The following is a 14,008-nucleotide window of genomic DNA, read 5'->3' as shown; positions in this document are numbered from 1 at the left end:
GAACACAGCGTCGCGGGCGCGGGGGGCCGGAGCAGCGGCCCGCGCGGCGCACGCGGCCGGTGTGGGGGCCGCGCTCAGCACGGCTGTCGCCACACTCCCAGCTCCAGTCGTTTGACCATCGACGAGAGCCTCAGCCGGCGCGACTCGGCGCAGAAGCTGCTCCTGGGTTCGGTGTACTCCACGTGGAACACGGCCTTGCCGGCCTCGATGAAGGGCGAGAGCCGCGCGCACTCGTCGTACTGGGCGCACTCCTCGTTGACGGCGAAGTCGAAGTCGGTCAGCAGCTGGGGAATCTGGGGCAGGTCGTTCTTCAGGCCCACCGCCAGGCCGCGCTCGTGGGCGAGGTCCGCGATCATGCGGTTGTACGTCAGCTGGTCCCGCGCGGTGAGCGGGAAACCGGTGTCGTCGGCGTACCCCTCCATCAGGTCGGGTTCCACCGCGTCGAAGCCCTTGTCGCGGCACATGTCGAAGCGGCGTTCCATGAGGGGCCGCAGGACGTCCAACTGCCGTATGTCCAGCCAGCGTTCGCCCGTCCAGCCGTTCTCCTCGCCGAGCAGGGCGCGCGGGAAGTCGTCCTTGTCAGGCCGGAAGTCCTCCCAGGCGCCGACGTTGATGTAGCAGATCACCTTGCGGCCGTCCCGGTGCAGCCGGGCCACGTCCCGCGCGGAGTTCTCGAAGCCGTCGATGTCGTAGACGGGCACGTCCGCCGAGGGGTCGACCTTCCCGTCCAGCTGCCACTGCCAGGCGAGACCGGGCCGGGGGCGCCAACGCGGCCCGGACGTGGAGTCGGGATCCGGGACGGAGTCGCCGCCGCAGCCCACCAGGGTCGAGGCCAGCAGGGCGGCCAGCAGCGCCGGGTACGCGAGCGTCGGCCTCCTCATCGGTCCGTCCCGGTGAGCGCGGGCGTCAACTGGGCCCAGGGGTTGGGTGGTTCACCGGTCACCGGGCCGCAGACGGCGGCGCCCCGGTCGTGCGCGGTGCGCACGGCGAGCGGTACGAGTGCCTCGGGGACGCCGTAGACGAGGTGGCAGAGCCGTTCGGGCGGGTGGCGCTCGGCCCAGGCGGGTCTGCTGAACGCCGACACGTACGTCGACCAGTGGCCCTCGAAGGTGACGGTCAGGTCGGCGAGGCGGGCGTACCCCGGGGCCGGGTGGACCCCGGGGTTGAGGACGACGGTGGCGGCGCCGAGCCGGCGGAGGGCCCGGACGAGCCTGCGGCAGGCGGGCAGGCCGTCCGGGGTGGCCGTCACCTGGTCGAGGAAGCAGCCGTCGGCCGCGTACCACTCCTGGTGACGGCGTACGTCGTCGGCGATCTCGGCGCGGTCGCGCACCCCGTAGTCGGTGTCGACGTAGCCGAGCAGCCGGGCCCCGGCCGCGCGCAGCGCCCCGGCCGCCGCGGTGAACGCGGGGTCGGGGACGTCGCCGGGGCCGTTCGCGGGGTTGAGGACGACGGCGTAGGTGCGGGGCGCCGCCCGGATCAGGCGGTGCCAGGCGCCCGGGTCCTCGGCCGGGTGGACGTACAGCGGGATCAGCAGACTCACGGCGTACGGGCACCTTTCGCGTCGCCCCCGTGTTCGGCGTCGTCCGAGCCGCTCTCCCACAGCGCGGTGAGCGCGTCGTCCAGGCTGTGGACCGGCCGCCAGCCGAGGGCCGCCTCGGCGGCGGTGATGTCGGAACACTGCCACGACACGTCCGCCGACCGGACCGACCCGCCCGCCCGGGTCTCCCCGGCCCCCCGCCCGGCCGCGACCGCATCCGGGCCCGCATCCGGGCCCGCGCCCGTGCCCCCGTCCCCCGCTGCCCTCGCGTCCGGCGCCCTCGTCGCCGAAGCCCGCGTCCCCGTCGTGTTCTCCGTGATCCGTCCTCGGAAGCCCGCCTTGTCGGTCAGGAGGTGGACCACCTCGCGGACCGGGACGGCGCGGCCGCCGGAGATGTTGAGGACGGGTGGCAGGGGGCCGGGGGCCGTGGCGGCGAGGACGACCGCTCGGGTGACGTCGCGTACGTCGACGAAGTCGCGGTACGCGGAGAGGTCGCCGAGCGGGAGAACGGCCTCGGGGTCGCGGCCCGCGGTGCGGAGCAGGGCGGCGATACGGCCGGGAAGGCTGGTGCGCGGCGCCCCGGGTCCGACCGGGTTGCCGACCCGCAGGACCACCGCGTCCAGGCCGGAGGTGGTGACGGCGACCGTGCCCGCGAGCTTGGTCGCGCCGTAGGGGGCGAGCGGACGGGTGGCCGCCGCTTCCGTCACCCGGACGTCCACGACGCCGGGCCCGTACTCGGCGGCCGACCCCAGGTGCACCAGCCGTGCGCCGGGGGCGGCCTCGCGAAGCGCCGCGCACAGGACGGCCGGGCCCCGGGCGTTGACCTCGGCGAGGGTGACGGGATCGCCGCCGGTCGCGCCCGCGCAGTTGACCACGGTGTCGGGCGCGGCCGACGCCAGCGTCTTCGCCAGGTCCGCGGGGCGGACGGTGCCGAGGTCGACGGCGTGGTCGGCGGTGGGCGCACGGCCGCCGCCGAGGACCAGCGCGCCCGGCAGGGCACGCAGCCCCTCGACGACATGGGCGCCCAGATAGCCGGTGAAACCCAGGACGAGAATGCGCATGCGGTGCTCAGGCTCCCTTGAGCAGAAGCGACTTGCGGGTGGTGAACTCGGCGTTGGCCCGGTCGTAGTCGTCCGGACGGCCTATGTCCAGCCAGTACCCGTCGAAGTCGTAGGCGTGCGGCTGGTTCCGGGCCCTTATCAGGTCGAGCACCAACTCGTCGAAGCCCAGCGGCAGTCCGGGGGTGTAGCCCTCCAGAGTGGAGCGGGACACGCCGTAGACGCCCATGGAGACGCGGTAGTCCATGCTCGGCTTCTCGGTGAAGGCGACGACCTTGGTGTCGTCGGTGGTCAGGACACCGAAGTCGATGTGGACCTTGCGGGCGTAGGTGGCGATGGTGAGCGGCGCCCCGGACTCCCGGTGCCGGCGCAGGACGTCGGCGTAGTCGAGGTCGGTGAGGATGTCGCCGTTCATCACGAGGAACGACTCGGGCAGCTTCTCGCGCAGGTTGAGCAGCGGGCCCATGGTGCCCAGCGGGCTCTCCTCGGGGGCGTAGTCGACGGTCAGGTCCCACTGGGAACCGTCGCCGACGTAGGCGCGGATGATCTCGCCGAGGTGGCCGATGGCGATGGTGACATGGGTGAAGCCGGCCGTGGAGAGCTGGCGCAGCACGATCTCCAGGATGGCGTGCTGGTCGCCGATGGGGACGAGCGGCTTCGGCAGCGCGGTCGTGTAGGGCCGCAGCCGGACGCCTTTGCCTCCCGCCAGGATCACTGCGTGCATGGGGCTCCTCCTTCGTCGATGTGCTTCTGCCGGACGGGAGTCAGATGTTGTAGATGTCGGTCTTGTAGCGGGCGAGGTTGGCCGGGTCACGGAAGAACTCCACGGTGTGCGCGAGGCCTTGCTCCAGGGTGTGTGCGGGCTGCCAGCCGGTGGCGGCGGTGAGGCGGCTCGCGTCCGCGACGAGCCGCATCACCTCGGAGTTCGCGGGCCGGATGCGGGCCTCGTCCGCACGGACGTCGAGTTCGCTGTCCATGACCTTGCCGATCAGCGCGACGAGGTCGCCGACGGAGATCTCGCCGCCGGTGCCGGCGTTGAAGGTGCGGCCGACGACCTGCTCGGCGGGCGCGGTGCCGACGGTGAGGAACGCCTGCGCGGTGTCCTTGACGAACATGAAGTCCCGGGTGGGACGCAGATCGCCGAGGGTGATGGTGCGCTCCCCCGCCGCGACCTGGCCGATGACGGTGGGGATCACCGCCCGCATCGACTGGCGGGGCCCGAAGGTGTTGAAAGGTCTCAGGGTGACGACGGGGGTGTCGAAGCTCGCGTGGTAGCTGTCGGCGAGCCGGTCGCCACCGGCCTTCGAGGCGGCGTACGGGGACTGGGTGTTGATGGGGTGGTCCTCGGTGATCGGCACGGTCCGGGCGGTGCCGTAGGTCTCGCTGGTGGAGGTATGGACCAGACGGGGCGTGCCGAGGGCGCGGACGGCCTCCAGGACGTTGAGGGTGCCGGTGACATTGGTGTCCACGTAGCTGTGGGGTGCCTGGTAGGAGTACGGGATCGCGATGAGGGCGGCCAGGTGGTAGGCGGTGTCGGCGCCGTCGAGGAGACCGCGGACCGAGCCGGGGTCGCGGACGTCGCCGAGGACGATCTCGACCTGGTCGAGGACGTCGGGGTGCAGGGTCTCCAGCCAGCCGTAGGAGGAGAAGGAGTTGTACTGGGCCATGGCCCGGACCCGGTGTCCGGAGGCGACGAGCGCCTCGGTCAGGTGGGAGCCGATGAAACCCTCGGCTCCGGTGACGGCGGCGAGCGGTGCGGAGGTCAACTGGTGTGTCCTTCCGGTCGGTGGTGTGGGGGTGGCACGTGGGAGGTGCGCGGTGGTCGGGTGAGCACGGGGCTCAGGCGTGTGGCGCGGGCCGGCCGAGCAACCGCAGCGCGCACGCCGACAGACAGAGCGCGGCGGCGGCGCAGCACAGGGGCAGCGCCAGGTCGCCCGGTGGCAGGCGCAGCAGGGTGACCGCCCCGGCGCCGCCGGCCGCCGCCAGACAGATCGCGGCGGACGGCCAGGCCGCCCCGAAGGCCTGCAGCAGCAGCGCGGTCCACAGGACGGCGGCGAGCAGCAGCAGCGGGGCGGGGGCGGCGCCGGTGAGCAGGGCCGCGGGCAGCAGCGGCAGCAGATAGACGAGCAGGCAGAGGCCGAGGATCCCGGCCGAGCGCAGCAGGAACCCGGCGGGAGTCGCGGCGGCCCGCAGCGCGGCGACGGACAGTCCCCGGTAGCGGTAGAGCAGCCATTCCGCCGGGCCCATGCTCACTGTCAGCACGATCACCGCGTACGGCTCCTGTCGGCCCTCCAGCAGTACCAGCACACCGGCGGCCAGGCCGAAGAGGCCGTACGGCAGGGACCACAGCGGGCGGGGGCGGCGGGCGTCGGGGACGGCGGGGGTGGAGAGGACGGCCCGCAGGGTCAGGCCGGTGACGGCGAGGGTGGCGAGCAGGGCGAGCAGGGGCAGTCCCGCGCGGGGCCACGGGCCCGGTTCCCACCAGGGCAGGACGGCGGCTCCGGCGATCAACGGGCTGAGCGCGGCGAGCAGTTGGCGTTCCCGGCCGAGGACCAGCAGGACGCCCGCCGCGCCCAGGTACAGGGACTGGGCGGCCGCCACCAGGGTCACCGGGCCGCCGCCCGCGGGCAGTGCCGCGCTCGCCGTGGCGACGAGCGCTCCGACGGGGGCGCCGGTCAGGAGCGTACGGCCGGCCTCGTGCCGCCCGGTCGCCATCCGCAGGTGGGCGCGGTGGCCGAGGGCCTGGCCCCAGGCCCAGGAGACGAGGCCGGCGACGATCAGGGCCGGGGCGTGGGCGCCGGGGTTCCACAGCGGGGCGGTCAGCAGATAGGCGAGGCCGGGCAGGGCGAAGAGGACGCCCCGCAGCAGGCAGCGCACGGTGTCCGGGCGCCAGGGGTCGGCGCCCCGCGCGGGTTCGGGGAACGTCCTCGGTACGCGTTCGTACAGGGCGGCGGCGAGCGAGAACAGGCTGGGGTGGCCGTAGCGTTCCTTGATGAGGGAGGCGGACAGGCCCTCCGCCTCCAGCAGGGCGGCCACTTCGTACGGGTGGACGGCCGGGCCGACGCGGTCGGCGAGTTCGGCGGCGAGTTCGTTGACCGCCTCCTCGTCCGGACCCCGGTGCGGGAGGCGGATGGTGAGGGTGGTGTCGTCGCCGAGGGCCCAGCTGGGGCGGCGGCGCGGGCGGCGCCGGTCGGCCAGCCGGATGGCGAGGGTGTCCTGTTCGGCGCCGCCGGGTTCGAGTGACAGGGGGCCGCTCATCCGGCCACCGTGCTGATCGGGGCGGGCGCGGCCGCCGGGATCTCGACGGTCGTCGGCCGCTGCCGCAGCGTGGGCAGTTCGAGGTAGATGGCGCGGAAGGTGTCGATGGTCCGGCGGAGGGTGAACTGTTCGATCACCCGGAACCGGGCCGCCTCCCCCATCGCCCGGCGGCGTGCCGGGTCGCCCAGCAGTTCCAGCGCGGCCCGGGCCATCGCCTCCGGGTCGCGCGGCGGCACCACGAGCCCGGTGTCGCCGACGGCCTCGCGCACACCGCCCACATCGGTGGAGACGGTGGCCCGTCCGCAGGACATGGCCTCGATGAGGGTGAACGGGAAGCCCTCGCTGATGCTGGAGAGCATCACGACGTTGCCGGCCGCGTAGGCGTCCTTGATGTCGTCGACCCGGCCCTCGAAGGTGACGGCGTCGCCGTGGCCCAGTTCGGCGGCGAGAGCCTCGCAGCGCTCCCGGTAGGCCTCGCCGCCGCGTGGTGTCCCGCCGAACAACCGCAGTCGCGTGTCCGGGAGTTCGGCCCTGACGAGGGCGAACGCCCGGATGAGGGTCTCCAGGTCCTTGATGGGGTCGACGCGGCCCGCCCAGCTGAGGGTGAGCGTCTCCGGCTCGGGCCCGGCGGGCGGGAACGCGGCGGGGTCGACGCCGTTGTAGACCGTGCGGATCGACTCGGGGTCGGCGCCGCCCTGTTCCTCCCAGAGCCGGTTGTAGCGGTTGCCGGGGGTGATCAGGGCGGCCCTGCGGTAGGTCTCCTCGGCGAGCAGGCGGAAGAAGCCGAGGACGACCGCCTTCACGGGCCAGCGGTAGGGGGCGGTGCGGTAGCCGAGGTAGCGCTCACGCAGATAGACGCCGTGTTCGGTGAGCAGCAGGGGAACGCCGTGCCGTTCGAGGGCGGCGAGGCCCGGGAGGACGGCGACACCGCCGCTGACCGCGTGTGCGACGCCGGTCTCGGGGAGCGGCGCGGCGAGCGGGCGCAGGGCGTGTTCGAGCAGGGAGGTCGCGGTGAGCGCGTCGTGCAGAGTGGGCCGGGCCTCGCGGACCGCGAGGCCGGGGCGGTTCCAGACGGCGGCCAGCTGGGCGATCGCCCGGTCCGAGCGCAGGAAGGGGCTGAGCGTGCCGTCCGCCGCGGCCCGGGCCAGCTCGTACAGGGCGGGCGCGAAGCCGTCCTCGGCGCCCGGGTCGAGCAGGGCGGTGAGGAACCGTTCGTAGGCGGTGGTGAGGCGGTGACGGGCGCGGCCCCGGGGCGCGCGGCCCTCGGGCGGGTCGCCCCACATGGGGACGGACAGCACTCGGGAGACGTGGGCGGGCAGGTCCCAGACGAGGGGTTCGCGTCCGGTGCCGGTCACGGCGATGACATCGAAGTCGAGGTCCGGCATGCCCTGGACGAGTTGGTCGCACCAGACGCTGACGCCGCCGTGACTGTGGGGATAGGTGCCTTCGGTGAGGAGGGTGACGCGCGTCGCGCCGAGTCGGCGCGCGTCGTGGGGAACAGGCATCGGTGTGCTCCACGGCTGTGGTGTGGGGTGGTTCCCGCCGGTCCCGGCCGCGGGTGACGCGGCCGGGACGGCTCGATGGGCAGGTGCCGCGGCTCAGTCGTCCGCGGTGTCGGTGTCCGTCGAGTCGGTGTCCGGGGTGTACGGCACTCTCTCGCTCACGCCCGCGGGGACACGGGTGTCCGGCGCTGGGTCCGTGGTCTCGACGGATCCGGTGGCGTCGGCCGCCGGGGAGCCGGCCGGCGTGGGCAGGGCGAGGGCGAGGGGAGCGCCTGTGGAGGGGGTCCAGCCGGAGACCGCGCCGGCGTAGGCGTCGCCGAAGGCGGCACCTGCCAGGGTGGTGCCGGTGGGCGCGGTGACGGTGACCGCGAGGCCGTCCGGTGCCTCGACGGTCACGGTGTCGCCGATGCGGTGGGCGGAGACGTCGCCGGCCTGGAGGGCGGCCTGCCAGAGGGCCCTGCGCCGGAGTTCGGCGCCGATGTCGTTCATCCGCAGGTTGACCACGGGGGTGTTCTCGGCGAACAGGGCCGCGTAGTCGTCGAGGACGCCGTCGAGCACCGGGTAGGCGATGCGGTCCTCGGCCAGGTTCGACTGGTGGATGAAGTGCGGCTTCGGGTCGCCCGCGAGGACGTGGCCGAGGGCGATCCGCTTCTCCAGCGGCACGATGACCTCCGCGTACCCGGTGGCCGTGTCCAGCGGTGCGGTGAGGCAGGTGGTGGTGGCGGGGTTGTCCTCGCAGATGCCGCTGCCGCCCTGGGCGCGGCTGGTGTAGATCCAGTTGTACTCGTCGACCTGTTCGGCCGCGCGTCCCGCGTTGTAGAAGACGTTCATCGGGTGGCGGGGCACGGTGGTGGCGGGGCCGACCTGACGCTGGGCGGGCTCGCGGGAGTTGTCGGAGCCGAGCCAGGTGATGTCGTTGTCGTCGAGGGCGAGTGCCAGGTTGGGGTTGTCGTCGGGCTGTTGCGGCAGCACCTTCATGCCGGAGTGTTCACCGGTGACCAACTCGCCGTTCTCCAGGGGGAGTCCGGCCCTCTCGCCCCAGACGCGGTTGGTGGCGATCTCGTCGGAGATGTCGTTGCGGCTCACCCAGCGGGTGGAGCCGCCGGCGTCGGTCGCGCATCTCCAGGGGACCACGCTGGTGTCCTGGACGCAGCCGAGGAAGGGGTGGGAGTAGGTGTGGTTGATCCAGCGGAACTGGTTCCGGTCCGCGATGAACTTGTCGGCGAGGGCGTCGTCGCCGTTGTTGTCCTCGCGGTGGTCGACGCTGCCGGCGCCGTTGTAGGCGAGGTCGAGGGTGAAGTTCTTCTCCGTCTGCCAGGCGGTGGCGTGGTCGACGTCGGCCGGGGTCATGCGGATGGGGTCGGGCTCGATGTTCGGGTCGGCGCAGTCGACGTCGCCGGGGGTGCAGTTCAGCTGGGTGTTCCAGCGGTCGTCGGCGGCGAACACGTCGTCGACGTGCACGGCGAAGTAGTTCCGTGAGGCGCCCAGGTGCACCCCGCCGGTCATCCACTCGACGATGCCGCGGGCCAGCAGCCGGAACTGCTGCTGGTACCGGTTGTAGACGAAGGTGACGACGAGCTCGCGCCGCCCGTCGTGCCGGTACTCGCCGACGAGCGTGCCGCGGGTGGACTGGCCGGGGACGGCCGCGTCGACGTAGGGGGTGAAGTCGGCCCCCGCGACCGGCCTCGACAGGTAGGCGTAACTCTCGCCGATGGCCGGGTCGTTGTCCTCGAAGGGCACCGCGCCGTCGAGGTAGCCGAACGGGCCGGCCTTCCCGGCGTCGGTCACCCTGGCCTCGGCGCCGTCGAGGCTGCCGGAGTAGCCGCCGTACACCGGGTACTGCAGACCGGCTTCCGGACGCGCGTAGGTGTAGGCGTCGACCTGGGGGATCGCGTAGGTGCGCTCGTACTCCGCGAGCGCCGTCATCTCGGCGGAGCCGGCCGGGAACGGGTTGTCGTTGGGCAGCACGACCGCCTGGTACTTGGCGCGCGGGCGGCCGTCGACGGTGTCCGCGAGGAAGCCGGCGTCGATGACCGGCCGGTCGGCGCTCGTCAGGTCGATCTCGGTGTACGGCGTGCCGACGGTGGCGAGTTCGGCGGCTATCGCGTCGGTCGACGGGCCGCCGTCGCTGACCACCAGGACCCGCAGATCGACGCGGGGCGTGGTGTCGTCGGCGTGGACCGGGCCGGCCGGCAGGCCGAGCGCGGCGATGAGCGCGCCCACCGTGAGCACGGTGGTGCGTAAAGTCCGCTTCATGCGGTGAAGTCCCCTCCCCGGGCAGGGGTGAGCACGCCTCTCCTGGAGCGGACGCACCCCCTTGCGTGACGCCGGCGTCCCCCTCAGAACCCAGTCGTCGACGCATCCGTCGCGTCACATAGTGGTGTCTGTGTGTGGCTTTCGTGGTCATGCTGCGAAACATGACGGAAAAGTGCAGGTGTCCAACTGGGCGAACCTGGAACCGAATTGAACGTTTTCTCATCCGCCCCCGAAGGGGGCCCGGACCGACCGCTAGGGCCCGGAGCGCTGGTCCGGGCCCTGCGGGGCGTGTCGGCGAACCGTTCGGACCCGTCCGACCGTTCGCCAGTGGTTCAGACCATGACGGAAGCCTGATCGCAGATCATTTCAGGTCACTCCCGTCACGACCGCCCACCTCGTGACGGGCCGTCAGGCGCAGAGCACCCGGGTCTCGGGGGTGAACACCGGACCGCCGCTGACGCTGGTGCTGTCGCTGAACTCGGCGTAGTAGTACGAGTAGAAGCCGATGTTCCCGTTGCAGCCGGAGTCCCCGGCGACCTGGAGCGTCAGCGTGACGGTACGGCTCTGACCGGGCGGGATCGTGGCGCCGTAGTTGGCGCCCAGGTTGGCGGGGCCGGTCCCGGAGCAGGGGGTGGCGCCGGCGGCCGTGGCGAGGCTGCAACCCGTGAAGGAGTACTTGAGGTCGGGGCGCTGGGTGGTCAGCCAGGTGGGCTCGATGGTCTGGTAGACGAACCAGACGTCGTAGGTGTGGTTGTTCTTGATCGTCATCGACAGATTGACCGTGCCGCCGGGCGTGGTGGTGGCGCTGTCGGTGGCGAACGCCAGCTCCGCGGATGCCGCGGGCGCCGCGCTCGCGCCGGGGGCCAGGCCGAACACGGCGAGGGCGAGGGCCAGTACGGCACCGAGGCCGAAGCGTCTCATCAGTGGTGATCGCATGGGCCGGGAGGCTAGGCATCCGACCGGCACGAAGTCTGCCCCGACGGGCGGCGGCCGACCGCCACCCGGCCAAAAGTGCACGCAGGGTGAAGGCGATGCGATGGATCCGTGACGGCGGTTCGCAGGCCCGCGTCAGCGCACGGTAACGGCGATGTGACAGGGGGTGCGGACCGTGTCGTGGCGGCACGCTCGGGCCACCACACGGACGGGACCGCATTGGCGCGTATCGCACCTCGCGGCCCGCTCCTCCGCCACCGCGCGGGACGCGAGATCTCGGCCAACCGCCGATTTCCGGCCCCCGTCCCTCCGTCGGCGGCCACGGGGCCGGAAGTCATCTGTGGAAACCGCCGCCCCGTTGATGAGTCGGAGCATCGCCTGTTCCATGGCCGTGCCCGGCGGTCGACCACCGCCGGTTTCGGATTCTTGGGGAAATGGGGGCACCGTGGGCCGTTCCAGAGCGAGTTCGGAGAGACGGTCGGGGTTATCGGGGGCACGCAGGTACGGCAGGCCGGGTGCGGCGGCGCTGATCGGCGTCGCCGCACTCGTCGTGTCGGCGGTACCGGCCGACGCGGCGACGGAGGCGACGACACCGCCACCGAGCCCGGGAGAGCTGGTACCGGGGCAGCGGACGGCGACACCGGCACTGGTGGAGGGCCTTGCGGAACGGGCCCCGGACGCCCCGAACGCGGTGGCCGCGGCACGCGCCCACCTCGCCGAACGGGAGGACCGCTACCGGATCGCGGATCCGGGGCGCGACCTCGAGGCGACGGGCACCCTCACGACGGGTGACGGGCACGAGATCGTACGGCTGCGGCAGGAGCACCGCGGGGTGCCGGTGCTGGGCGGCCAGTACGTCGTCCGCATGGAGAAGCGGGACGGCGAACGGGTCGTCACCGGCACGTCCGGCAGGTACTTCACGGGTCTGCGGGCCGACACCGCCGCCCCCGCGGTGGACGACGCGCTCGCCGTCGAACGGGCCGTCGACGCCGTACTGACCGATCTGCGCGAGCGGGACTTCACCGCGTACGGGGAAAACGGCGGGGAGAGCGGCGAAGACAGCGGTGAGGAGGGCGGCGAGGAGGCCGGGCATCCGCTCACCGGCACCTCGAACGGCCTGGTCGTCCTGCCCGCCGGCACCGGTGTGCTCACCCGGCACATCACCGTCCGGGGCGCGAGCCCGGTGGGCGGAGAGCCGGTGCTGCGCGAGGTCTACGTCGACGCCGACGCCGGGTATCCGGTCCTGCAGTACAGCGGGATCAGGACGTTCGGCGCGCCCGGGGCGACCTCCGGACCGGACGCGGTGCCGAAGGCGGACGGCAGGCCCTCGGGGCGGGCCGACGCGGCCGGACGGCTCTCCGGGCGGGCCACCGCGGCGGGCTCCGGCGTCAGGCTGGACGGTCGCACCGTGGGCCTGGAGGTCACCCTCGACGAGGTCCGTGGCACGCACGTCCTGCGCGACGCCTCCCGGGTCGACGAGGAGACCGGGCGTCCCGTCCTGACGACCTGGGACGCGCGCGGCAGACAGGTCACCGACGTGGCCGGCGCCTGGCCCCCGGACCTGGCGCAGTTCGCCTCGCCCACCGCCGACTTCGGGGCGGAGGCGACCGAGGCGGGCGCGGTGGACGCGCACTGGGCCGCCGGGCAGGTCTTCGACTGGTTCAAGGGCGGGCACGGCCGGAACAGCCTCGACGGGCGCGGGATGTCGGTCGACTCCCTGGTGGGCGTGACGAATTACGGGGAGCCGTACGTCAACGCCTTCTGGGACGGCACGAAGATGGTGTACGGCACCGGCGACGCCGAGTACCGGCCGCTCTCCGCCGGGCTGGACGTCGTCGGTCACGAGATGACCCACGGGGTCGTCGACCACTCGGCCGGCCTCGTCTACGCCGGCCAGTCCGGTGCCCTGAACGAGGCGATCGCGGACTACTTCGGCAACGCCATCGAGACGGACGTGTACGGCGTGCCCATGGACGACCCGGACGCCGGGCTCCTGGGCGAGCGGCTGTGCCGTACCAAGGCCGCCGCCGAGTGCGCGGTGCGCGACCTGAACGACGGGCGGACCACGGCCAAGTCCTTCCTCGGGGTGGGGTTCGGCACGGACAACGGCGGAGTCCACCTCAACTCCACCATCTTCTCCGGGGCGTTGTGGGACATCCGCGAGGACCTCGGCGCCACGCTCGCCGACCGGGTCGTGTACAAGGCGCTCACCGAGTACCTCACCCCGCTCGACGGGTTCACCCAGGGCCGGGACGCGGTGGTCGCCGCCGCCCGGGCCCTCGGCGTGCAGGGTCAGGACCTGACCGCGGTGCAGCGGGCCTTCAACGCCCATGGCATCGTGGCCAACTGGGAGCTCTCCCTGGGCGTCGACTCCGATCCGCTGCTGGAGCGCGTCAACACCACCGACTCCCGCCTCGGCGCGGGTGGCGACTGGTGGGTGGCCTCGCAGTCGAACGAGTCGGGCACCGAGGCGTACTCGGTGTGGGCCGGGCGCACCGACGGTTCCGGCCGGCTGAAGCTGATGAGTCCCAACGACGGCCGCTACCACGTCGATCCGGCGACGGACGGCAGGACGGTGGTGTGGACGGCCTACGGCTCCGGTCCCGTGGAGGTCCTCGCCCGGCCGATCGCGGGCGGTCCCGTCCGCAAGCTGTGGTCCGGCCGGGGCGTGGGCTCCTCGATCGACGTCGAGGGCGACACCGTGACCTTCGAGCACCACAACCACGGCGGGCGCCGGGGCGTGACGTATCTGAGTCTGAAGGACCCGGCGGCCAAGGTCTCCATCGGCGGCGGCACCTACCGCCGGGCGTCCTTCCCGTCACTGAGCGACGGACGGGTCGTCTACCAGGACTACCGGCGCGTGCGGGCGTCGTACGCGTACTCCACGCGGATCATCGACGTCGCGACCGGTGAGGACACGCTGCTGCACGGGTCGGAGGCGACCACGAGTCTCGGCCCGACCGCCGTGAACGGCCGATACGCCTACTGGCTCGCCAACGAGGTCCGGGGCGACAGCAGGACACTGCTGAGGCGCTCCGCCCTGGACGGTTCCGGTGTGGTGGACCTGAGCCCGGAGAGCGGCCCGAACTCCCTGAACGTCTCCGACGTGACGGCGTCCGAGGACACGGTCACCGCCACGGCCCGCACCGGCGACACCGCGATCCGCAACGAGTCCCTGGCCAAGCTCTGGCAGTTCCCCGGCGACACGGGACGGCGCGCCCGCGTCTCCTGCAACCGCGGCGAGCAGTTGTCCGCCGCGGCGGCCGTCGGCACCCGGGTGGTCTGGCTCGACTCCACCACCGGTGTCAGCGACGTGGTGACGCGCGCCCGCCCGGCCGGAAGCTGCGAGGCCGCGGCGCGGTCGGCCGGGGCGACGACGCGCTAGGGGGATCAGTCCGAGGCGGACAGGGGCGGTGCCGGGCCGGCCGGTGGGCGGGCACGTGTCACTGCGGAGGGTGAGCGCC

At 73.0% G+C, this 14,008-nt stretch carries 10 protein-coding genes; 1 reads left to right on the top strand and 9 read right to left on the bottom strand.

Features of this window, described 5'->3' with window-relative positions; all coding sequences use genetic code 11:
- Positions 1-74 precede the first annotated feature (74 nt).
- The 9 genes from ACZ52C_RS37305 to ACZ52C_RS37265 form a co-directional block, all read right to left on the bottom strand.
- On the bottom strand, positions 75-881 hold the full coding sequence (locus ACZ52C_RS37305) for an endo alpha-1,4 polygalactosaminidase (RefSeq protein ID WP_469078965.1): 807 nt from the start codon (positions 879-881) through the stop codon (positions 75-77).
- Positions 878-1,540, bottom strand: coding sequence for a spherulation-specific family 4 protein (locus tag ACZ52C_RS37300; protein ID WP_060887655.1), 663 nt, complete (start codon positions 1,538-1,540; stop codon positions 878-880). Before ACZ52C_RS37300 ends, ACZ52C_RS37305 begins: the two co-directional genes overlap by 4 nt.
- Positions 1,537-2,598: an NAD-dependent epimerase/dehydratase family protein gene (locus ACZ52C_RS37295; RefSeq protein ID WP_469078964.1), complete on the bottom strand. Its 1,062-nt coding sequence runs from the start codon at positions 2,596-2,598 to the stop codon at positions 1,537-1,539. The genes ACZ52C_RS37300 and ACZ52C_RS37295 overlap by 4 nt, the downstream gene beginning before the upstream one ends.
- 7 nt (positions 2,599-2,605) lie before the next feature.
- A complete protein-coding gene (locus ACZ52C_RS37290; protein ID WP_469078963.1) occupies positions 2,606-3,319 on the bottom strand; it encodes a nucleotidyltransferase family protein in 714 nt (237 codons plus the stop codon).
- A 40-nt stretch (positions 3,320-3,359) separates the two neighbouring features.
- Positions 3,360-4,361 carry a GDP-mannose 4,6-dehydratase gene (locus ACZ52C_RS37285; RefSeq protein WP_469078962.1) on the bottom strand — a complete coding sequence of 334 codons (1,002 nt, stop codon included), beginning with the start codon at positions 4,359-4,361 and terminating at the stop codon, positions 3,360-3,362.
- Between the two features lie 73 nt (positions 4,362-4,434).
- The gene (locus ACZ52C_RS37280) at positions 4,435-5,853 is read right to left on the bottom strand and encodes a hypothetical protein (protein ID WP_469078961.1); all 1,419 of its coding nucleotides are present in this window, start codon (positions 5,851-5,853) and stop codon (positions 4,435-4,437) included.
- Positions 5,850-7,358 (bottom strand): GT4 family glycosyltransferase PelF, encoded by a 1,509-nt coding sequence (pelF, locus tag ACZ52C_RS37275; protein ID WP_469078960.1) that lies wholly within the window; start codon positions 7,356-7,358, stop codon positions 5,850-5,852. The genes ACZ52C_RS37280 and pelF overlap by 4 nt, the downstream gene beginning before the upstream one ends.
- A 93-nt stretch (positions 7,359-7,451) precedes the next feature.
- Positions 7,452-9,611 carry a hypothetical protein gene (locus tag ACZ52C_RS37270; protein WP_469078959.1) on the bottom strand — a complete coding sequence of 720 codons (2,160 nt, stop codon included), beginning with the start codon at positions 9,609-9,611 and terminating at the stop codon, positions 7,452-7,454.
- A gap of 408 nt (positions 9,612-10,019) precedes the next feature.
- Positions 10,020-10,532, bottom strand: a complete 513-nt coding sequence (locus ACZ52C_RS37265) for a hypothetical protein (protein ID WP_469078958.1) — start codon at positions 10,530-10,532, stop codon at positions 10,020-10,022.
- 562 nt (positions 10,533-11,094) lie between these two features.
- Between ACZ52C_RS37265 and ACZ52C_RS37260 the strand changes: the two genes are divergently transcribed.
- The gene (locus ACZ52C_RS37260) at positions 11,095-13,929 is read left to right on the top strand and encodes a M4 family metallopeptidase (protein ID WP_469078957.1); all 2,835 of its coding nucleotides are present in this window, start codon (positions 11,095-11,097) and stop codon (positions 13,927-13,929) included.
- The last annotated feature ends 79 nt before the right edge of the window (positions 13,930-14,008 follow it).

It is taken from the genome of Streptomyces sp. NPDC034049, from assembly GCF_055575575.1.
The sequence above is the reverse complement of the archived record's forward strand: the minus strand, read 5'-3'. Positions and strand labels throughout refer to the sequence as shown.

Coding starts and splice junctions, on each gene's coding strand:
- ACZ52C_RS37305 (WP_469078965.1), bottom strand. CDS start 881: ATGAGGAGGCCGACGCTCGCGTACCCGGCGCTGCTGGCCGCCCTGCTG.
- ACZ52C_RS37295 (WP_469078964.1), bottom strand. CDS start 2,598: ATGCGCATTCTCGTCCTGGGTTTCACCGGCTATCTGGGCGCCCATGTC.
- ACZ52C_RS37290 (WP_469078963.1), bottom strand. CDS start 3,319: ATGCACGCAGTGATCCTGGCGGGAGGCAAAGGCGTCCGGCTGCGGCCC.
- ACZ52C_RS37280 (WP_469078961.1), bottom strand. CDS start 5,853: ATGAGCGGCCCCCTGTCACTCGAACCCGGCGGCGCCGAACAGGACACC.
- pelF (WP_469078960.1), bottom strand. CDS start 7,358: ATGCCTGTTCCCCACGACGCGCGCCGACTCGGCGCGACGCGCGTCACC.
- ACZ52C_RS37270 (WP_469078959.1), bottom strand. CDS start 9,611: ATGAAGCGGACTTTACGCACCACCGTGCTCACGGTGGGCGCGCTCATC.
- ACZ52C_RS37265 (WP_469078958.1), bottom strand. CDS start 10,532: ATGAGACGCTTCGGCCTCGGTGCCGTACTGGCCCTCGCCCTCGCCGTG.